General features: G+C 64.8%; 16 protein-coding genes and 1 pseudogene. 5 read left to right on the forward strand and 12 right to left on the reverse strand.

All coding sequences use genetic code 11. The annotated features are described in order from the left end of the window. Window positions 1–13: 13 nt before the first annotated feature. The 3 genes from HMPREF9465_RS05915 to csm6 all read right to left on the reverse strand — a co-directional run bounded on the left by HMPREF9465_RS05915 (window position 14) and on the right by csm6 (window position 2,828). Window positions 14–961: a Swt1 family HEPN domain-containing protein gene (locus HMPREF9465_RS05915; RefSeq protein WP_005435050.1), complete on the reverse strand. Its 948-nt coding sequence runs from the start codon at window positions 959–961 to the stop codon at window positions 14–16. Between the two features lie 16 nt (window positions 962–977). Then, entirely contained in the window at window positions 978–1,388 is a 411-nt protein-coding gene (locus tag HMPREF9465_RS05920; protein WP_005435052.1) for a hypothetical protein, read from the reverse strand. A 120-nt stretch (window positions 1,389–1,508) separates the two neighbouring features. After that, window positions 1,509–2,828 (reverse strand): CRISPR-associated ring nuclease Csm6, encoded by a 1,320-nt coding sequence (gene csm6 / locus HMPREF9465_RS12285; protein ID WP_005435053.1) that lies wholly within the window; start codon window positions 2,826–2,828, stop codon window positions 1,509–1,511. Between the two features lie 137 nt (window positions 2,829–2,965). On the opposite strand from csm6, the gene HMPREF9465_RS05930 reads away from it, so the two are divergent. The 3 genes from HMPREF9465_RS05930 to HMPREF9465_RS13425 are packed head-to-tail and all read left to right on the forward strand — an operon-like array spanning window position 2,966 to window position 5,881. Beyond that, window positions 2,966–4,000, forward strand: coding sequence for a methyltransferase domain-containing protein (locus tag HMPREF9465_RS05930; RefSeq protein WP_005435054.1), 1,035 nt, complete (start codon window positions 2,966–2,968; stop codon window positions 3,998–4,000). 1 nt (window position 4,001) lies between these two features. Next, complete coding sequence (locus tag HMPREF9465_RS05935; RefSeq protein WP_005435055.1) at window positions 4,002–5,129, forward strand: DUF1848 domain-containing protein; 1,128 nt, start codon at window positions 4,002–4,004, stop codon at window positions 5,127–5,129. Next, on the forward strand, window positions 5,126–5,881 hold the full coding sequence (locus tag HMPREF9465_RS13425; RefSeq protein ID WP_005435056.1) for an HNH endonuclease: 756 nt from the start codon (window positions 5,126–5,128) through the stop codon (window positions 5,879–5,881). Before HMPREF9465_RS05935 ends, HMPREF9465_RS13425 begins: the two co-directional genes overlap by 4 nt. 108 nt (window positions 5,882–5,989) lie before the next feature. Here HMPREF9465_RS13425 and HMPREF9465_RS05945 read toward each other — a convergent pair whose 3' ends face one another. The 3 genes from HMPREF9465_RS05945 to HMPREF9465_RS13190 all read right to left on the reverse strand — a co-directional run bounded on the left by HMPREF9465_RS05945 (window position 5,990) and on the right by HMPREF9465_RS13190 (window position 9,077). Beyond that, window positions 5,990–7,165: a M20 metallopeptidase family protein gene (locus HMPREF9465_RS05945; RefSeq protein ID WP_005435057.1), complete on the reverse strand. Its 1,176-nt coding sequence runs from the start codon at window positions 7,163–7,165 to the stop codon at window positions 5,990–5,992. A gap of 83 nt (window positions 7,166–7,248) precedes the next feature. Continuing rightward, window positions 7,249–8,451 (reverse strand): hypothetical protein, encoded by a 1,203-nt coding sequence (locus tag HMPREF9465_RS05950; RefSeq protein ID WP_005435058.1) that lies wholly within the window; start codon window positions 8,449–8,451, stop codon window positions 7,249–7,251. Between the two features lie 389 nt (window positions 8,452–8,840). Continuing rightward, window positions 8,841–9,077, reverse strand: a complete 237-nt coding sequence (locus tag HMPREF9465_RS13190; protein ID WP_147645254.1) for a hypothetical protein — start codon at window positions 9,075–9,077, stop codon at window positions 8,841–8,843. Between the two features lie 292 nt (window positions 9,078–9,369). On the opposite strand from HMPREF9465_RS13190, the pseudogene HMPREF9465_RS12745 reads away from it, so the two are divergent. After that, window positions 9,370–10,581, forward strand: a pseudogene (locus HMPREF9465_RS12745) (porin). An 89-nt stretch (window positions 10,582–10,670) separates the two neighbouring features. Here HMPREF9465_RS12745 and serB read toward each other — a convergent pair. The 6 genes from serB to HMPREF9465_RS05985 all read right to left on the reverse strand — a co-directional run bounded on the left by serB (window position 10,671) and on the right by HMPREF9465_RS05985 (window position 18,661). Continuing rightward, on the reverse strand, window positions 10,671–11,522 hold the full coding sequence (gene serB / locus HMPREF9465_RS05960) for a phosphoserine phosphatase SerB (protein ID WP_005435061.1): 852 nt from the start codon (window positions 11,520–11,522) through the stop codon (window positions 10,671–10,673). Between the two features lie 17 nt (window positions 11,523–11,539). Further along, on the reverse strand, window positions 11,540–13,111 hold the full coding sequence (locus HMPREF9465_RS05965) for an alkaline phosphatase family protein (RefSeq protein ID WP_005435062.1): 1,572 nt from the start codon (window positions 13,109–13,111) through the stop codon (window positions 11,540–11,542). Between the two features lie 10 nt (window positions 13,112–13,121). Further along, a complete protein-coding gene (locus HMPREF9465_RS05970) occupies window positions 13,122–13,937 on the reverse strand; it encodes an ABC transporter permease (RefSeq protein ID WP_005435063.1) in 816 nt (271 codons plus the stop codon). Next, window positions 13,937–14,860: an ABC transporter permease gene (locus HMPREF9465_RS05975; protein WP_005435065.1), complete on the reverse strand. Its 924-nt coding sequence runs from the start codon at window positions 14,858–14,860 to the stop codon at window positions 13,937–13,939. The genes HMPREF9465_RS05970 and HMPREF9465_RS05975 overlap by 1 nt, the downstream gene beginning before the upstream one ends. Window positions 14,861–14,863: 3 nt before the next feature. Then, window positions 14,864–16,924, reverse strand: coding sequence for an ABC transporter ATP-binding protein (locus HMPREF9465_RS05980; protein WP_005435067.1), 2,061 nt, complete (start codon window positions 16,922–16,924; stop codon window positions 14,864–14,866). Between the two features lie 189 nt (window positions 16,925–17,113). Next, window positions 17,114–18,661, reverse strand: a complete 1,548-nt coding sequence (locus HMPREF9465_RS05985) for an ABC transporter substrate-binding protein (RefSeq protein WP_005435069.1) — start codon at window positions 18,659–18,661, stop codon at window positions 17,114–17,116. A gap of 445 nt (window positions 18,662–19,106) precedes the next feature. Between HMPREF9465_RS05985 and HMPREF9465_RS05990 the strand changes: the two genes are divergently transcribed. Next, window positions 19,107–19,289 (forward strand): hypothetical protein, encoded by a 183-nt coding sequence (locus tag HMPREF9465_RS05990; protein ID WP_005435071.1) that lies wholly within the window; start codon window positions 19,107–19,109, stop codon window positions 19,287–19,289. Window positions 19,290–19,347 lie beyond the last annotated feature (58 nt).

Raw genomic sequence — 19,347 nt, forward strand, 5'->3', positions numbered from 1 at the left:
TCGCCGACGGGTGTCAGGAGCGCTTTTGGGCGTCCGCATCGGGCGTGCGGCAGCCGTCCCAGCCGGTCTTGAGCTCCCAGGGACGTGTGCGGCTGTCCCGGTAGGCGGCGAAGGTCTCGGGAGGCCTGGCCTCGCCCGCGTTGAGCGGGATGACGGTGTAGTCGTCGGTCTTGCGCCAGTGCACGACGAGGTGTCTGATGTCGGGCTTGTAGAGCGACTGATGCAGCAGCTCGTTGAGGCGCCAGCCGTATTCGAGCGTCGCGTACACGGTGTAGCGCTTCGACCAGGTGCCGTCGTTTCGCTGGTAGCGCATGCAGACGTTGATGCGGTCGGAGCCGAGCTTCGAGGCAAGGCCCGCCGTGATGTGCTTCGTCTCGGCCTGTGCCGTGCGGGCGGCGGCAGGCGCGGGATCGGCCGCCTCGGACGGCGTGACGGTGACGGCATCGCCTGGCTTGAGAAGGAGGACGCCGAGTCCGACCACGGCGATGGCGGATGCGAGAATGCCCGCGCGCATACTGCGGGCGACGAGCGGCGTGCAGAGGTTCGGGCCCGTGGTCTCGTCCTTGTTGAGAAGTCTCATGGCCAGACGGGCCGACTGCTCGAGATGCCTGCGGCGCTCGTCGTCTAGGACGAGGTCCGGCCTGTGCTCGACTTCGTTGCGCAGCGTCTTGAGCGAGAAGAGGTAGTTCGTGAACTCGTTGCCGATGCCGAGCGAGGGCCTGAGCGTGCGCCAGTTGTGGTGCACGATGTTCACGAGAGCGGGAAAGTCGAACTGCTCGAGGTTCTCCGGCTCGCGGACGTACTCAAGCTGGATGGGCGTGAGAGAACTCAGCACGCAGGCCTCCCACCATTTTCGGCCGCCGATTTTCGGCAGATGCTCGGCGAGCACGAGCCTGATGAGCGGCGAAAGCCCGTTTTCGAGGCGGTGGTAGAAGTCGCGGGGCGATTCGCTTTGGGACATGGACGGTGGTCGCGGGTCAGGTGGTTCGGTCGGAGAAGATCCCGCGCGGCGTGCCGAAGCACTGTCTCAGCAGGCCGTCGAGCGTCCGGTATGGCGAGACCGCTTCGGAAAGGATCGGACCGGACTTCGAGGAAACGGGCACGCCCGCCATGAGAAAGCGAACGAACCAGGATCCGCGGATCTCCGTCAATTCTAAGGTCATTTCATCCTCAATGCCGAAAGCACTGAGGAAACCCACAATCAGATCGTGCAGGCAGCCGGTTGAAATCGTTCCCGAACGAGCACATTCGTCCGTTTCGCTGAGGCGCCATCCGCCGTCGGCGTCGACGACGATGGAGAGCGTGCTTTCGCCGTCATCCCTGAGAGCGGTGAATTCGATGCGGGAGGCGGCCTGCGGGTCGGGCCGCAGCGTGACGGAATCGGTCATGACGTTTGTCCACGGGCGAAGTCGCCCTTCAAGAAGATGCGGCGCGGATTCGCCGCCATGATCCGATTGTGCGGGCGGGGCGGGAAGGCGGGGAATTCCGCAGATTTGCGGAATTCGTCCTCAGACTTCGCGCCAGCGGTGCACGGCGCCCGTCTCGACGGGTTTGCACAGGTCGAGGAGGATCTGCGGCAGCTCGATGTTTTCGGGCGAGATCTGCAGGCCGTAGGCGGTTGCGTCCTTCTGGCCGTTCGATTCGACGAGGTAGCTGTTGAAGCGGCGGCCCGTCACGTCGGGGATCTGGTCCGCGAGTTCGGCGCGGATCTTGTCGTTGCACTTCGAGCGAAGCTCAGAGACGTTCTTCGAGAAGCTGCGCTCGGCGTTCACGAAGGCCTTGTGCACCTCGGCGCTTCGTGCGTCGCCTCCGGCGCCCGTTGCAGCCTTGAAGGCTCGGTAGAACTCGGCGTCCGACTCGATGCCCTCGGTCTGAAGGGATCTGACGGCCTGCTCGAGCACGTGCTCCTCGACGCCGAGGTGGCTTCTGCAGGCCGTGCCGCGACGGGTTTCCGTGAGGATGAGGCCGAGCACCCGGACGAACTGAAGCCGCAGGTGCAGGAAGACCTCCGACGGGAGCATGCCGTAGGAGACGGGCGTCTCCCGGCCGAGCTTCGTGCGAAGAAGCAGCCAGGCGTAGAGGCCGAGGAGCTTGGGCTCGAGGTGCACGGGCACGCCGTCGGCGTAGAGGCGCCAGCGGCTGCCGTCGTGCGTGAGGCGCACGCGCGGCATGTATTCGATCGCCTGCTGGGAGTTTCGGACGATCTCGCTGAAGGAGTATTCCTTCGAGAGCATCATGGCGGGAAGAATCTGGCGAAGGCGCAGGAAGGGGAGGTCGGCGAGGATCACGACGTCCGGATTGGCGGCGAGTTCCTCGGGAGACGGATAGGGCCTGCGGTCGGGAGCCGTCTCGTTTTCGGAAAGCGTGTGGCTGATGCGGTCGCGGTCGCGCCCGTAGAAGGTGAGCGCGCTTCCCATGAGCATGCCCATGCTCTTGCGTCCGCCCACGATCGAGACGTGGAGCGAGGCATCGGGATCCTCGCAGCACTCGCGCACGAGCTTGACGATGAGGTCGGCGGCGCGGTTGCTGTCGTCGAGCGTGCGGATGTCGGCGATGGGTTCGCCGTCAGCGGAGGAGATCGCATGGATGTCGGCCTCGGTGAAGGCCGCAGGACTCAGGCCGTAGTCGCGCCAGAAGGCGTCGAGGATATTGCCTTCTCCGAAGAAGGACCGCCTGGCCATCTCGGCCCCGAGCTCCGTCGTGACGATGCGGATTTCGGTCGGCATGGCCTCGGGCGACTCCTTGTAGAGCGCCGCGAGCGTGAACGTCAGAAGGTGAGGTGTGGTTCCAAGAGCGATGAGGAGAATGCGTCTTTTGCTGTCGGCCATGGCGATGCGTCCCGAAGTCGGGTGCTGAAAGCGATTTGATGCATACAACTATAGCAAACCGCAAATTTGCGGTTTCGTGGCGTGAAGGCTCCCGTGATCAGAATGAAACCGTCATCAAGGAAAAAAGGAGCGCATGCATGACCAAGCTGATCGGACTGACCGGGGCGTATGACTTTCTGGAGCGCATGATTCTGGAGCCGGCGGGAGCCCGTTACAATCCTGACTGGAAAAAGGCGCGCGAGAATCTGGAAAACTCTCACGATGAGAATCTGGATTATCTTGGAACGTACTTTCCGAGAACCGTCCTTGAGAGCGCCGTCATCTTCGAACATCTGATGCGGACCATGCCGTCCGTGAAGAAGATGCTTGCGGAGCGGGACGTGATCCGGGTCCTCGACTTCGGCTGCGGCACGGGCGGCGAGCTTCTGGGATTCCTCATCGCGCTCGGCTGGGAGTTCAACTGGGAGCTGCCCGCGGTGGAAGTCGACGCCATCGACGGCAACGAGGACGCCCTCGGCATGATGCAGGACATCATGCACCTGTGCCGCGACAAGTGGGACTTTGACCTCAGGGTAAGGACTGTCACGCACAAGGCCGAGAAGTCTGGATTTGCGCCTGCGAACGTGAAGCTGCGCGACGACTACGACGTGCTCGTCACGTCGAAGTGTCTCGGCGAGCTCAACGCCGTTTCCCAAACGCCGTTCCTCGACTTCGCGTGCGAGTTTTTCGACAGCATCGCTCCCGAAGGACTGATCGTCATGATGGACGTCACGTCGAGGCAGCCTCACAATCGCGGCAATGATTGGACGAACCTGCAGATGACCGGCGAGTTCGACACGCACAGGCTGCAGTTCCGCAAGCACGGCTTCAGGACGCTTTTCCCGCTCGTCTGCGACGGATGCTCGGGATGCCGCAGCCATTCGCGTTTTCTGCAGTTCATCTTCGACTTCAGCGAGCTCGGGCTTTTGGAGTACTCCGAGACCAAGCTGGCATGCCGCGCGTACTGCCGCGACAAGCTCTGGCAGAAGGTGCGTGCAGAAGTGCCGCCCGCCCGATGGCAGATATCCATGGGCGTATCCTGTGGGGAGTGCAGGGAGAAAGGTGCGGGTGAGAACCTGGCCGAACTTCCCGGCTGCTGCGTCAATCACAAGTACTTTGCCCGGGGAGGCTGACATGCCAATGGAAATTCAAACGCCCGAAGGCCGCGTGAAGGCCATGACGCCCGTGATTCTGTCAGCGAGCCGCTCGACCGACATCCCGGCCTATTATGGACAGTGGTTCATGAACCGCCTGCGCGCAGGCTGGTGCGCCTGGGTGAATCCGTTCAACCGCCGTCCCTCGTATGTGTCGTTCAGGGACGTGAAGGCGGTCGTCTTCTGGACGAAGAACCCGGCGCCCTTCCTGCAGCATCTGGACGAGCTCGATGCCCGCGGCCTGCACTACTACTTCCAGTACACGCTCAACGACTACGAGCGGGAGGGCTTCGAGCCCAACGTGCCCGCGCTCGAAAAGCGCATCGAGACCTTCAGGCGGCTCTCCGAGCGGATCGGTCCCGACCGCGTCGTCTGGCGCTTCGATCCGATCATCCTGTCGCCGGGCACCGGTCCGCGCGACATCCTCATGAGGATCTGGACGGTCGGCAAGGCATTGAGGGGACTCACGAAGAAGCTCGTCGTGAGCTTCGTCGACGTGGGCGCCTACCGAAAGGTCCAGGCGAACCTCGTGCGCGACACGGGTCTCTACACTCGCGAGACCGTGCTGTCGGCCGAACCCGACGAGGCGCAGAGGCGCGAGATCTGCGAGGGCCTCGCCAAGATCCGAGAACGCTGGCATTCGGAAGGCTGGGACATTGAGATTTCGTCCTGTGCCGAGGAGGCCGACCTCGCGGCCTGGGGCATTACGTACAACAGATGCATCGACGGCGAGCTCATGGAAAGAGTGTTCGGCGAGGACAAGGCGCTCGTGCACTTCCTTCACTCGGGCAAGCTGCCTGAGGCGCCTGCCGCAGGGGCGGACTCGCTCTTCGGAGATCCCGTGATCCCCGTGGTTCCGGTCTCCAAGCGCAGGAACCTGAAGGACAAGGGCCAGCGCGAGGCCTGCGGCTGCATCGTGAGCAAGGACATCGGCATGTACGACACGTGCATGCACTTTTGCGCCTACTGCTATGCGAACGCAAGCAGGAAGACCGTGCTCGAGAACCGCAGGCGGCACGATCCCGAGAGCCCGTTCCTCGCAGGCGAGCCCGGGAAGACGAATGAAGATGCAAAGGCGGAAAACACGGAAAACGGAGGCGGCAGGTGAAGCTCTTCAAGGTCATTAGGACGACTGCGCGCGGCGTGAAGTTTGCGACGCGCGTCGGCATCACGGTCGGCAGCAACATGCTCCAGGGCGTCGCGAACGTCGCGGATGTGGCGGGCAGGGCGGCGAAGAAGACCGCCAGAGGAGACTGGGACGGACTTGAACGCCTTGCGGAAAGGACGGCCCGGGGCGTCGGCCGCTCGATCGAGAACAAGTGCACGGCGGCGGGCGAGCTCTTCAGCGAGGCCGAGCGCTGCATCGCGAATCCCGACAGGCGGTTTCTGACGAAGAAGAACGCCGCCCGCGTTGCGGCCGTGGCGACGGCTGCGGTCACGGTGGCGGCGGGCGCCTCGGCGATGGATCTGGACGTCGTCTCAGACGTGGACGTCGACGGACTTCCCGATGCCGACGGTGCGGGCGGTGCGCTTGCATCGGGCTTCGCGCCTTCGGATCTGTCGGTTGAGAACGGCGTCTTCACGGGCGACGGTCAGGAACTCGACCGCCTGATCCAGTACGGGGAGGTCGACGGCACGACCCACGTCGCCTCGGAAGACATCGTGCGCGACATCGGCGCTCGCGACGCCTTCCTCTCCGCCCACGGCTTCGACGGCGTGCCCGAAGGCTACGAGATCCATCATGTCGTGCCGCTTTCCGAGGGCGGCGCCGACACGCCCGACAACATGATCCTCGTGAGCGAGGCCGACCATGCGGCGATCACCTCGGCGCACGCGGGCTTCTACGGCTGGCGAGACTGAGGTACGGGAGCCGCCGAGGCACCCGAAGGCATGATCGAAAATATGCAGACAGTCCCGCGAGGCGAAGTGCCTGCGGGGCTGTGCAGGAAGAGAGAGGTGAGGCGGGCGTTATTGCAGGTCGACGCCGAGGAAGTCGAGCGCGGTCTGAACGTGAAGCGCGGCGCCCTTGACGAGGACGGACTCGTCGACCTTGTAGCAGCCGTGGTGCTGCGGCCAGACGGCGTCGCAGGCCTCGTTGCGCACGCCGAGAAGGACCATGGCGCCGGGAACCTTCTCCTGATAGAAGGCGAAGTCCTCGCCGCCCATCTGCAGGTCCGCCTCGATGACGCCCTTGTCGCCGAAGATTTTGCCTGCCGCGCCCGTGACGACGTCGATCATGCCCGGATCATTGACCGTGACGGGCACGATGCGCAGGTATTCGACATCGGCCGTGCCGCGCATGGCTTCGGCCGTGCTCCTCGCGATGCGGGTGATCTGCTCCTCGAAGCGGTCGCGCACGGCGGGGCTGAAGGTGCGGGTCGTGCCCTCGAGTTCGGCGGTGCCCGCAACGACGTTGAAGCGGGTGCCCGAGTGGAACTTGCCGACCGTCACGACGGCGGTGTCGCCGGGATAGGTCTCGCGGGAGACGATCGTCTGCAGGTTCTGCGCGATGGCGGCGCCCATGATGAGCGCGTCGGCGCCGAGCTGCGGCTGGGCGCCGTGAGTGGACTTGCCGCGGACGTGGATCTTGAACTGATCGCCCGAGGCCATCATCGGCCCCTTGCGCAGCGCGACCGTGCCGGCGGGATAGTCGGACCAGACGTGCATGCCGAAGCATGCGTCGACGCCCTCGAGCGCGCCTTCCTCGATCATGGCGCGCGCGCCCAGACCCAGCTCCTCGGCGGGCTGGAAGGCGAAGACGATCGTGCCCTTGAGATGGTCCCTGATTTCGTTGACGATCATTGCGGCCGTGAGCAGCATCGAGATGTGGCAGTCGTGCCCGCAGGCGTGCATGACGCCCGGAACCTCGCTCGCGTAGGGAAGTCCGGTCTCCTCGTTGACGGAGAGCGCGTCGATGTCGCCGCGAAGAAGGATCGTGCGGCCGGGCTGAGCGCCCTCGATGCGGGCGAGCGTGCCCGTGCCGAGGCCGCAGGGACGCCACGGGATGCCTGCGCGGTCGAGCTCGGCGCGGATGCGTTCGGCAGTGCGGACTTCCTTCGTGCTTTCTTCGGGGTGCTGGTGGAACCAGCGGCGCATTTCGATCTGGTACCCGTTCCAGCGGGTCATGAGTTCCTGGAGTGTCATTTTTTGGTCCTGTCAAGGGTCTTCAGGCGCAGGTCCCGTGCGGAAGCGCTGCGCCTGAATGAAAAGAGGTTTGAGGTCTTCCGTCAGAAGAGCTTGACGAAGAAGCCCGCGAGAATGACGGAGGTGATCGTCACCGTCACGAAGCCGCCCACGATCATCGGCGGGAAGAGTCGGCTCATGAGGAAGTCGACCTCGGCCTTGTCGGCGCCTTCCTCCTGGCAGATGCGTTCGGTCATGATCGCGTCGAAGGGGAAGCCGTAGAGAGCGGTGAGGCAGGTTGCGAAGCCGAGATAGGGGGAGATCTTGAGGAAGCGTCCGACGATCGCCGCGACGACGGCCATGCCGACGACGCCGATGATGATCAGGAGGACCATCGGGCAGATGAGCTTCGCCATCATTTCGGGATTGCTGTCGCCGAGACCGCTGTAGACGAACATGATCAGAGCGAGGAAGAGGAAGTCCTTCGAGCCGGTGCGCGAGAGCACGTTGGGCTCGAGGAAGCCGAGGCGGCAGAAGACGACGCCGCAGACGAGCGCCCAGATGGCGCCGTTGACCGGCGTGAGCACGCCGAGCACGAAGGCAAGCCAGGCGACGAGCGAGACCTTGAGGAGCACGAAGTACGGCGTGTTCCAGGCCTTGGGCGTGGCGAGCACGCCCTGCTTGGATTCGTTGCCGGGCATGGCGAGTGCGTCGGCCATGACCTTGCGGGCGTCCTCGCCCTTGTCCTCGACCTTGCCCGCGCGGAAGGCGGCGAGCTGGCGGCGGGCCTCAAGCTTGAGGCAGACGGCCGTGAGCGGGTAGCCCGCGAAGCCCTGCACGCAGTACATGACGATCGCGAAGACGGCTGCGGCGGCAAGACCGGCGTCAAGCGCGGCCTTCTGCATCATCGTGGTGGCTACGATGCCGCCCGCGAGCGGCGGGATGCCGGCGATGACGAGCGTGCGGTCCATGAAGAGCGGACCGACGAACCAGCACAGGCCCACGAGCCCGGCGAGGCCCGCAATACAGATGACCACGGTCTTCCACTGCTGGAGCAGGCGCTCGAGACTGAAGAGCGTGCCCATGTGGGTGATGAGGAGGAAGATGGCGACGGAGGAGCCCAGCGGCAGAAGCTTCGAGTCCGCAACGAGCGTCTTTGGGAGGAAGGTCCAGAAAGCGATGAGGATCAGCACGGCGGAGATGAAGACCGACGGAACCCAGCCTTTCGTGAACTTGGAGAGCACCTCGCCCAGCAGGATGATGACGAGGCAGGCCGCAAAGGCCGAGACAAAGTTGTACATGAGCATGGAATGGTTCCTTGACGTGCGGTAGTTGGAGTCTGAGGACGCCGTCGCCCGGGGTCGTCGACGGCGCGTGCACGTTCATGAATTCATTCTGATCCCGTCCAGAAGCACCGGACGACCGAAGGACGTCGAAAGACGACGAAATTTCGACATTCCTTGATGCGGGAGAGGGGATTTCGGCAAATTGTCTTAAGACAAACGCCTTAGAGGCCCAGATCGGAGCCTGATGATGGAAACGCGTGCGGTACAGTCGCTTTAAAGCGACAGCAGGCAAAGACGGGGAGACGAGCGGATGAGGGTGGCGGACCATCGGGCGAGATGGTTCTCATGTACGTGAACGCAGGCGTGAGGGCGGGCAGGGGGCCGCCGATGTTGAGAAACCGCCGTTTCGCTCAACCGGCAAAAACGCCGTTTTCAGCCCGTTTGTTGCGTGAAAGCAACACCTGTTCTCCAGAGTCGGTGCTGTAGAGAACGCCGATGCAGGGGCTTTTCAATCCGTCCTGAGACGAAAGAAGGACCCTTTGTTCTGAAATGCGCGGACAGGCTCGAAGGAGAAGGCGGAAACGGGAGAACGAATCGATGCGGCCCGCATCGTCGGTTCGTTTCCATGGCGAAGCGTCGCGGTTCACGGCGTCGGATCCGCTGCGTCAAACGTGGGGCAAGGTTTGGAGAACGCTTCGAGGGACGTCGGTCCGAGCCGGGGGGGGTTCTTCAGTTATCGAACGGGGATGAAAGTCCGGAAGGGTTGCGGCAGAAGGAAGGACGCGAGTCTGTGGGTGGGGTTGAAGAGAGGTGGCGCATCGTTCGGGGATTGCGCACAATGGCGCAGAGTCACGGCGCGGTGCTGTCTGAAGACGTCCTGAGGGGACGTCGGGAGCCGCGCCCTGATTGTCTCTTGTCAACCATCAAAGGAAAGAAAAAATGAAGAAGAGTTTTGTCGCTCTCGCCGTTCTCGGCGCTTTTGCCGGCACTTCCATGGCTGCCGACGTCACGATGTACGGTGTCGTCGATACGGGCCTTCTCTATCAGCACGGTGAAGCCAGTGCGTCCATCGACGGCATCGGCAGCGCCAGCGCCGAAGTCGACTCCTTCAGCATGGAACCGGGCACGAACTCCGCCTCCCGCTTCGGCATCCGCGGCACGGAAGACCTCGGCAACGGCATGACGGTGGGCTTCAAGCTTGAAAACGGCTTCGAGTCCGGCACGGGCGCCCTCAAGACGGACAGCAAGCTGTTTGACCGCGAATCCACGCTCTTCATCAAGGGCGGGTTCGGTACGGTCTACGCCGGCCGCATGGGCACGCTCGTCTCCGACGCGGGCTCCGTTGGCTTCTACGGCTCCATGGCCTCCGCTCTGGCCACGGGCTGGTCCGACAACATCGCCGGCCACAACGCCGTCATGGCCAACTACTCGAGCCGCTATGACAACACGATCGCCTACGTTTCGCCGGAATTCGCCGGCGTGACGATCTATGCCCAGTACGCCATGGGCGACACGAACGAAAACAAGGCTTCCAACTACCGCTACGCCGCTCTCGGTGCTGAATGAAAGGCCGGCGCCCTCGACCTCGCCGCTCTCGTCGACTGGACGAACAAGGACTCCTCCATCACCCACAGCAACGGCGCCGAATTCCAGGCGGACATGAACCTTCAGGATGCCTGGACGTTCAACCTCGCCGGTTCCTATGACTTCGGCTTCATGAAGACCTATCTTGCCACCCAGTACTTCAAGGATGCCCGTGACGCGGGTTCCGTCCTTGACTATGTGGGCTTCTTCGACGAAGACAGCGTCTTCAACAATAACGAAGGCGACGTCAAGTTCAACAAGGGTGCCGTTGCCAACACCGGCTATGGCGTGCATCTCTCCACGGCGTTCGACGTTCTCGGCGGCACGATGAAGGCCGGCATCGGCTACATGGACGCCGACATCGACTACGCCAACGACGGCCAGGTCGCCGACTCCAAGGTCTACACGGCTGCCTTCGGCTACGAATACTCGCTCTCCAAGTGCACGCTCGTCTACACGGGTCTCGGCTACACGAAGCGTGAGCTCGACGCCAACTACGAAGGCGTGACCGGCAGCTGGGAAGAAGAAGGCTACGATTTCGCCCTCGGCCTCGTCCACAAGTTCTGAGCTGCCTGATCTTCAGGTCTGACTGAACGCGCCCGCAGGAGGATTCTTCTGCGGGCGTTCTGTTTTTTCGGTGCGGGAAGACAAGGGCGTCATGCCCAGGCTTCGAGGAAGCAGTGCTTGAGGACCGAGAAGTCGCCGAAGCGAACGCCCCTCGGGGCCTCCCTCATGACGACGGGCTTGCCGTGGTAGGCGAAGCCGAAGCCCGCGGCGGCGATCATCTGCAGGTCGTTTGCGCCGTCGCCGCCCGCGATCGTCTCGGAGAGCGAGGCGCCGTTGACCTGGGCGAGCACCTCGAGCGCACGCCGCTTGCCATCGGCATCAAGGATCTTCCCGCTCGCAGGGCCGCGGACGCCGCCCGTAAGCCTGCCGTCCTCAAGGACGAGGCGGTTGCAGACCACGCCCGTCATGCCGAAGCGGCGGGCGACGTGCGTGGCGATCTCCTCGAAGCCGCCCGTGATGATGTAGGTGGCGAGACCGTACCGCGTGAGAAAGTCGACGAAGTCAAGGGCGCCGGGCGTCGGAACGGCCCGCTCGACGGCGTGGGTCACGATCTCGGCGCTCGATCCCGCGAGTGCGGCTACGCGCTGGCGCAGCGACTCGTCAAACGGAATCAGCCCTTCCATCGCCCTGCGGGTGATTCGGGAGATCCGTTCGCCCGCACCCGCGAAGGCGGCCATCTCGTCGATGCACTCGCTCTCAATGAGCGTCGAGTCCATGTCGAAGCAGGCGACGCGAAAGCGCCTGAGGGAAAGATCGGGCGGCAGGAGCAGGACGTCGACGGCGCTCTCTTCGGCCATGGCCGCAAGCCCCGTCGGGAAGCCCTTCGAGCTCACGCCCGAAAGACGGATGAAGCCGGGTCTGACGAGCTTCGTCCTGAAGTTGAGGCGGTCTGCAAATCCGTGGATCGCACGGTCGTCGCCCGCAAGAAGCATGTCGTTCATCGATTTTCCTCTTTCAATCAGTCATCGTCGTCCGTGCGGGCGCCTTCGGGAAGACCGCGCTCGGGCGTCCAGCCGTCGTTGTTGATGCGATGGGCGCAGGTGACGTAGGCGCGGCCTCCGGATGAGAGTCGTTCAATTCGCTGGTGGAAGGCGCCGAAGGTGAGGTCGAAGGCCTCGCCCGCAGGCGTCCTGCGGACAGGACCGCCGGGAAGCGCCTCGTCGAGAAGGCGGCCCGTGGGCTTCACCATGTCGGAGCCGGAGAGAAGCCCTTCGAGCGTCATGATCGTGACGGCGAGGTCGGCGTGGCCAGCAGGATCGTCGTGGACGGCCGAGCCGGGGAAGGCGCTTCCGCCGACCGCGAGCACGGCGTTGATCTCCTGAGGCAGGAGTCCGCCGTGGTTTCCTGCGCCAAGAGGCAGCTCGGGCGCCATGACGAGGCCGCCCGTTTCGGGATCTCCGCGCGGGACGATGCGAAGGTCGGGCGACCGGCGGCCGTCGGTGAAGACGAGGCGCTCGGAGAAGGTCCCCGGGATTCGGCCCTCGATTGAGCAGGGCTGCTCGGGATCCGAGGGCGAGAAGAGGAGCCCGATGTCGGGCGAGGTCATGAGCGCGTCGCGGGCGCGAAGCTGAAGCGAGAGGTCCGCGGGATTCGTGAACCAGAGTCCCGCGCAGTAGGTTCCGACGAGGACGGCGTCGGCCGAGGCCGTGTCGGCCCCTTCGAGCACCTCGCGCCCCATGAGGATGCTCAGACCCGCTTTTTCAAGAATGCCCTTCATGTCGAAGTGGCGGCGCACGACGCCGTGGCCGTGATCAGACATGACGACGAGCTGCACGCCCGCGTCCCTGCCTTCCGTCTCCCACCACTCGAGCACGCGCGCGAATTGGCGGTCTGCGTCGCGCCTTGCCTCGCGGGTGCGCTCGTCGTCAATGCCGAACTCATGCGAGGAGTGGTCGGGCTCGCCGATCCAGAGGACCGTCACGTCGCCGAGGCCCCTCGGGAGCTCGCGCTCGAAGAAGAGGTCGACGACGAGCTTCGTGCCCCTGAAGTCGGGAAATTCAAGCGGAACGCCCGGGCCGAAATCTTCGACGAGCTCGCGGCGCTCGTTGTCCGGAACGCTCGTCACGAGGTCGTGCACGCAGGCGCAGACGTGGTCGGGATAACGGTCGGCGTAGAGGTGCTGAAGGCGCGTGCTGCCCTTCGAGTTGGCGCAGTAGACGCGCATGGTTTTGCCGGCGGCGCCGAGACGCTCGCCCATGGTGGGAACGAGCAGGAGCCCGTCCTCGCGGCGATGGCGCAGCACGTGCTCGAGGTCGAAGCCGAAGAAGACGCCGTCGGCGCCTCCCATGTCGCGGCGCCAGTAGCAGTTGGCGACGAGGCCGTGGCCCGTCGGGCGAAAGCCCGAGAAGATGCCGGGATGGTTGACGTAGGTCTCGGTCGGAAAGTCCGCAAGGTAGTGCGACCACGAGTGGTTCGAGGCCATGAAGCGCGAGAGCGCGGGCATGTCGGCCTCGACGCTGTCGGGGCGAAGGCCGTCGAAGCCCACGATCACGAAGCGGACGGCGGCGGATGAGGAGGAATTTGAGGTCATGAGTGTCTCCTTATCGTGCGGCGGGTTCGAGCTTCTGCTGGACCCAGTCGCCGAGGATGGACATGGAGAGCGTGGAGACGACGATCACGAGGCCGGGGATCACGGCGATCCACCAGGCGGTCGTGAGGTAGTCGCGCCCGAAGCCCAGCATGGTCCCGAGGGAGCTCATCGGAGGCTGAACGCCGACGCCGAGGAAGGAGAGCGAGGTCTCGAGGAGGATCATGCCGGGGAAGTTGAGGGCCATGTTGACGACGAGGGCCGAGGCGATGTTGGGCAGGATGTGCCTCAGGGCGATCGAGACCGTGGGCAGTCCGAGGCCCTCGAGTGCGCAGGCGTAGCCCTCGGTGTAGGCGGAGCGCGAGAGGTTTCGCGTGAGCCTTGCGTAGCGGTCCCATCCGTAGACGGCCATGATCACGATGATGACGGTGACGTCGGTGCCGAGGAAGGCGATGATCGTGAGGGCCAGGATGATGAAGGGGAGCGAGGCCGTGAAGTCAATGCCGCAGTTGACGGCGTCGTCGACGATGCCGCCGAAGCGGGCGGCGAGAAAGCCGAGCAGCGTGCCGATGACGGCGCCGAGCAGCGTGCCCACGACGGCGAGCACGAAGGACATGCGGATCGAGTAGAGAAGGCGCGAGAAGATGTCGCGCCCGAGCTCGTCGGTGCCGAGGATGTGAGCGGCGGACTCAAACGGCATGAGGAGGCGGGCCGTGAGGTCCATGGCCTCGAGGTCGTACGGGGCGAGGACGGGCGCGAGGAGCCCTGCGGTGAAGAAGACGGCGAGGATGATGCCTGCCGCAATGGCGAGTGCGGGACGTGTGGTCATCAGTTGTCTCCCTTGCGAAGGCGCGGGTTGACGACGAGTGCGAGAAGGTCCATGAGAAGGTTTGCGGTGACGAGCGAGGCGCCCGTGACCAGCACGATCATCTGCACGACGGGAATGTCGCGCGAGGCGACCGACTGGACGAGGAGCTTGCCGACGCCGGGCCAGGAGAAGACGTTTTCGGTGATGACGGCGCCCGCGACGAGCGTGCCGAGGAAGAAGCCGAGGATCGTGAGGATCGAGAGCATGGCGTTGGGAAGCGCATGGAGCCAGATGATCTTGCGCTCGGGCAGGCCGCGCATGCGGGCCGCCCTCACGCACGGGAGGCGCAGCGCGTCGATCATGGCGCTTCGGGCATAGCGCGAGAAGATCGCGGCCTCCGAGGTCGCCATCGTGATGATCGGCATTATGTAGTGCCAGACGGTTGCGTTGCCGTAGGACGGGAGCCATCCGAGCTGGATCGAGAAGACGAGCAGAAGGAGGACGCCCATGAAGAAGTTGGGCACCGCATAGCCGAAGACCGACATCACCATGAGGCTGCGGTCGAGGAGCGTGTTGCGGTGAAGCGCGGCGCACACGCCCGACGGAATGCCGATGAGGAGCGTCACGACGGCGGTCGGAATCATGAGCGAGAGCGTGGGGCCGAGCGCGTCGAGGAAGACGTCCCTCACGGGCTGGCCCGTCATGTAGCTCGTGCCTATGTCGAGCGAGACGAACTTCTCGAGGTAGACGAGGAACTGCTGCCAGAGCGGCAGGTTGAGGCCCCACTGGGCGCGGAAGGCCTCGAGCGCCACCTCGTCGGCGGCGTTGCCGAGCATGATGCGGGCCGGATCGCCCGTCATGTGAAGGCCGAAGAAGACGCAGGCCGTGAGGAGCAGGAGCGTGAACGCGGCGCGAAGAAGGATTCGGAAGACGACGGCGAACATGGATCAGGCCTCCGGATGCAAGAGGAAGGAGGGGCCCGAAAAGCAGGCCGCGAGGTGTCCGCTGCCGTCGTCCCTGAGGGGCGGCACGTCGGTGCGGCAGCGCGCCTCGGCAAGCGGACAGCGGGAGGCGAAGACGCAGCCCTTCGGACGGTCGATCGGACTGGGCATGGCTCCTTTCGGGTAGTAGCGCACGACGTGCGCGTCGGCGCCCGGAGTCGAGGCCATGAGGAGCTTCGTGTAGGGATGCAGGGGCCGGCTGAAGACCGCTTCGACGGTGCCCGACTCGACGATGCGGCCGAGGTACATCACGGTCACGCGGTCGCAGATGCAGCGCACGACGCTGAGGTTGTGCGAGACGAAGAGCATTGCCATCTTCATGCGGTTGCGAAGCTGCAGGAGGAGTTCGAGCACCTGCGCCTGAATCGAGACGTCGAGCGAGGCGACGGGTTCGTCGCAGACGAGAAGCGCGGGTTCGAGCGCCACGGCGCGGGCGATGGCCGCGCGCTGGAGCTGGCCGCCCGACATGACGGACGGACGCCTGCCGGCGTGGTGCGCGGGAAGGCCTGCGGCCCTGAGCACTTCGAGCGCGGCCTTCGCGGCCGCCTCCTTCGAGAGGCCCCTGTGGTGGCGAAGCGGTTCGGCCACCTGCTCGATGATCGGAAGACGCGGATCGAAGCAGGCGTACGGGTCCTGATGGATCATCTGCATGGAGGCGCGCTGGGCGCGCCAGGCGGCGGAGTCTCGCTCAGGGATCGGCGCGTTCTTGAAGCGCACTGTGCCTTCGGTGGGCTCGATGAGGCCGAGCGCGAGGCGCGCGAGCGTCGATTTGCCGCAGCCCGATTCGCCCACGAGTCCCATGACCTCGCCCGAGCGGACCTGCAGGTCGATGTCCTGCAGGACGTCCCAGGGACGGCGGCGGCCGAGAAGGCCCTGCCTCGAGACGTAGCAGTGGCGGGCGATGCGGATATCGGAGATGACGGGAAACTCGGTGTCCTGAACGGGCAGGGACGCAAGGCGCGAGGCGCACGAAGGCGCATGCGGGGCGGCGGTGAGGAGCGCGGCGTCGCAGCGGGTGCGCCTGCGGCCGTCCTCGACGGCCGTCATGGCGCCGAGACTTTCGCGGCAGGCGTTCGTGACGCGCGGGCAGCGCGAGGCGAAGGGACAGCCCGAGCCGAGCTTGTCGGGCGGCGGAATCTCGCCCTTGATCGGGATGAGCCGGCCGCGGGTGCCGTCCATGGCGGGCATGGCCCTCAGAAGGCCTTCGGTGTAGGGATGGGCGGGACGCGTGATGACGTCGGAGACGGGGCCTTCCTCAAGGACGTGGCCCGCGTACATGACGGAGACGTCGTCGGCGACGTCGCGGGCGAGGTTCAGGTCGTGCGTGACGATGAGCATCGACATGCCGCGCGCCTGCACGAGCGCACGCATTTCCTGCAGGAGCTCCCGCTGCACGACGACGTCGAGCGCCGTGGTGGGTTCGTCGGCGAGGAGCAGCCTGGGGCTGCCCGTGAGGGCGAGCGCGATCATCACGCGCTGGCGCATGCCGCCCGAGAGCTGGTGGGCGTAGGCGTTCATGCGCTTTTCGGGCGCGGTGATGCCGACGGTGCGCAGAAGCTCGAGCGCAATGTCGTGGCGGTCGGCGCGTGAGCTGCGCGAAGCACGCGAGGCGCCGCTTCGGAAGTCGGGATGGCGGCAGGCGATGGTTTCGACGAGCTGCTCGCCGATCGTGCGCATCGGGTTGAGCGCGGACATGGCGTCCTGGACGACGAGGCCGATGTCGGCCCCTCGGATGGCGCGGTACTCGCGTTCGGAAAGACCGACGAGCTCGCGGCCGAGAAAGCGGATGGAGCCCGTGGTGCGGGCGCCGCGGCCGGCCAGACCGAGGATCGAGCGGGCGAGGACGCTCTTGCCCGAGCCCGACTCGCCGATGAGCGCATGGATGCGCCCGCAGTGAACGGTGAGGTCCACACCGTGCAGCACGTCGACGGCGTCGAACGAGACGCGAAGGCCGCGCACGTCAAGAAGCTTGCAGGTGGAGAAAGTCTCTGCAGACATGTTGGACATGTGAGACATGTGTTGAAGGTGAGGGACGTGAGGAATCCGGAAAGCCTGGGACGGAGAACGCGGGCGGACGCACGGGATGACGGGATCCCTGCGTCCGCGGCTTTCGTGCGTTCGGCGTGCGGGGCCAGATCCCGGACGGCCGCCCTGCGCGGGAGTTCGTCCGGAATCCGATGCCGGAGGATGCCGGCATTACTGGAAGGACAAGTTCTCCGCCGAGAGGTCGAGGCTTCCCTGAAGGGCGCTCGCCTCCCAGACGACGTTCTTCTGCTTGGCGTAGAGCATCGGGAGCGAGTAGAGCGGGCAGGCCCAGGGATTCTGCGAGAAGACCTTCAGCATCTCGCCCCAGGCGGCCTTGCGCTCGGCGGGATCGACGCTCGTCTCGAGCTTTTCGCCAAGCTCGCAGAAGCGCCTATACTCGGCCGAGTCGGCGACGTAGCCGTTCTGCACCCAGAAGCTCGAGGGCTTGAGGCGGCGCCAGAGCTGGGCGACGGGATCGGGATAGTAGGCGGAGAAGCTCGCGTTGTTGATCATGCGGTCGCGGCCCGGCGCCTCGACCTGGGTCCAGTTTTCCTTGACCTCGATCTTCACGTTGAGGCCTGCGGCCTTGAGCATGGAGGCGACGGCTTGCGTGACGACGAGCTCCTGCGTGTAGTAGCCCGCCTGGATGCGCCAGACGATGGGCTCGCCCCTGTAGCCCGAGGCCTTGACGAGAGCCCTGGCCTTGGCGGGATCGTAGAGTTTTTCGCCCGCCGTGGTGAGATAGAGTTCGCCGAAGGTCTTCGACTGGAAGTTGTCGGCCGTGGAGGTGCGGCCCGCGAAGAGCGCGTTGACGAGAATGTCGCGGTCGATCGCGTGGAGGATGGCCTGACGGAGTTCCTTCGACTGCATGACGGCGGAGGACTTGCAGTCGAAGACGAGGCCGTAGATGTTGTCGATGGCGCCGCCCGTGACGTCGATGCGGCCGTCGGCGGAAAGAGGCTTCACCTGATCCGGCGGGACTTCGGTGATGAGGTCGAATTCGCCCGAGCGAAGGCCCGCGACGCGGGCGGAGAGTTCGGGCACCTCGACGAAGCTCACCTTGGCGGCGGGTGCCGTCTTGCCCCAGTAGCCGTCGAAGCGCGTGAGCTCAAGACGGTTGCCGGTCTTGAAGGAGGCGATCCTGTAGGGACCCGTGCCCACGGGCGCCTTGAGCCACTTCTCCCAGCCGCCCGCAGCCTTCCAGCCGTCCTCGGAGATGATCTCGGAGGTGCGCGCGGAGAAGCGGCGCTCGATCATCGGGTCGGGCGCCTTCATGGTGACGCGAACGGTGAGGTCGTCGACTTTGACCACTTCCTTGAGGTTGCCGAGGAATTCCCAGGCGACGGCGCGGCCCGGCGCCTTTTCGCCTGAGAAGCGCTCGGGCCCGAACGTGAAGACGACGTCATCGGCCGTGAGCGGCGTGCCGTCGTGGAACCTGACGCCGGAGCGCAGCTTGAACTCGACCGTGTCGGGTGAGAGGCGGCACCACGATTCGGCAAGTCCCGGCTTGAGCTCGCCCGTCTTCTGGTCCGCCTTGAGGAGCGTCTCGAAGACGTTGCCGACATAGCGGTCGATCGCGTTGTTGTTGATGCCCTGCGGCTCGATGATGGTCGGAATCTGCGGCATCGCGATCACCATGTGATCGGCCGAGGCCCAGGCGTTGAGGACGCTGGAACAGAAGAGGGCCGCGAGGGCGGCGGTCTTGCGGATCTTGAACATTTACATTTCCTGCAGCAACGCGCGGAGCTCCGAATGACGAATGAAGGGAGAGTCCCGCGCCGGACTCCGCACGGAGTCCGAAAACAAAGGTCTGAATGCGGTGACGACTCACGCTGAGGCTCCGGCACCGGAGAAAACGAACTGAAGGCGCGGGCCGCACGACGTTCGCCGTCGCCGTGAGATTCTGAAGACCTTGTGCTTCACGAAGACGACACGGACATGACGTTTTGATGACGATGGATGCGGACGGTCGGTTCGCGGATGGACGCGGCGGATGCTCAGGAATAGGGTCGTTCAATCGTTCAAATTGATGTCGTCAATATCATGAGGAGTGTTTGTAAAACACTATGTCAATCGGGACGGCCCTTCCGAAAGTCTGGGACAATGAGCGGACAGAGGGGGCGGTGTGCCGCCCCGAACCCTACGAAGTCAAAGGAAGACAGAAATGGAAGACAAGGACGTCATTCTCGAAGCCATGCGCAAGGCGGGCGAACCGCTCAATGCCGGCAAGGTCGCCGAACTTACGGGTCTTGACCGCAAGGCGGTCGACAAGGCCTTTGCGGCGATGAAGAAGACGGGTGAAATCGTCTCGCCGGTCCGCTGCAAGTGGGAGCCGGCTCAGAAATAAGCCGCGCCCTGCACGGGCTTGACTAAAAAAAGGATGAGGGGCGCCTGTCTTCGGACGG

The organism is Sutterella wadsworthensis 2_1_59BFAA, from assembly GCF_000297775.1.
GTDB lineage: Bacteria > Pseudomonadota > Gammaproteobacteria > Burkholderiales > Burkholderiaceae_F > Sutterella > Sutterella wadsworthensis_A.

What these genes read in the sequence shown, in the direction of transcription:
- HMPREF9465_RS05920 (WP_005435052.1), bottom strand. Translation starts at nt 1,388, where the DNA reads ATGACCGATTCCGTCACGCTGCGGCCCGACCCGCAGGCCGCCTCCCGC.
- HMPREF9465_RS05990 (WP_005435071.1), top strand. Translation starts at nt 19,107, where the DNA reads ATGGAAGACAAGGACGTCATTCTCGAAGCCATGCGCAAGGCGGGCGAA.
- HMPREF9465_RS05970 (WP_005435063.1), bottom strand. Translation starts at nt 13,937, where the DNA reads ATGACCACACGTCCCGCACTCGCCATTGCGGCAGGCATCATCCTCGCC.
- HMPREF9465_RS05965 (WP_005435062.1), bottom strand. Translation starts at nt 13,111, where the DNA reads ATGACCTCAAATTCCTCCTCATCCGCCGCCGTCCGCTTCGTGATCGTG.
- csm6 (WP_005435053.1), bottom strand. Translation starts at nt 2,828, where the DNA reads ATGGCCGACAGCAAAAGACGCATTCTCCTCATCGCTCTTGGAACCACA.
- HMPREF9465_RS05930 (WP_005435054.1), top strand. Translation starts at nt 2,966, where the DNA reads ATGACCAAGCTGATCGGACTGACCGGGGCGTATGACTTTCTGGAGCGC.
- HMPREF9465_RS05935 (WP_005435055.1), top strand. Translation starts at nt 4,002, where the DNA reads ATGCCAATGGAAATTCAAACGCCCGAAGGCCGCGTGAAGGCCATGACG.
- HMPREF9465_RS05975 (WP_005435065.1), bottom strand. Translation starts at nt 14,860, where the DNA reads ATGTTCGCCGTCGTCTTCCGAATCCTTCTTCGCGCCGCGTTCACGCTC.
- serB (WP_005435061.1), bottom strand. Translation starts at nt 11,522, where the DNA reads ATGAACGACATGCTTCTTGCGGGCGACGACCGTGCGATCCACGGATTT.
- HMPREF9465_RS05985 (WP_005435069.1), bottom strand. Translation starts at nt 18,661, where the DNA reads ATGTTCAAGATCCGCAAGACCGCCGCCCTCGCGGCCCTCTTCTGTTCC.
- HMPREF9465_RS05915 (WP_005435050.1), bottom strand. Translation starts at nt 961, where the DNA reads ATGTCCCAAAGCGAATCGCCCCGCGACTTCTACCACCGCCTCGAAAAC.
- HMPREF9465_RS05945 (WP_005435057.1), bottom strand. Translation starts at nt 7,165, where the DNA reads ATGACACTCCAGGAACTCATGACCCGCTGGAACGGGTACCAGATCGAA.
- HMPREF9465_RS05950 (WP_005435058.1), bottom strand. Translation starts at nt 8,451, where the DNA reads ATGCTCATGTACAACTTTGTCTCGGCCTTTGCGGCCTGCCTCGTCATC.
- HMPREF9465_RS05980 (WP_005435067.1), bottom strand. Translation starts at nt 16,924, where the DNA reads ATGTCCAACATGTCTGCAGAGACTTTCTCCACCTGCAAGCTTCTTGAC.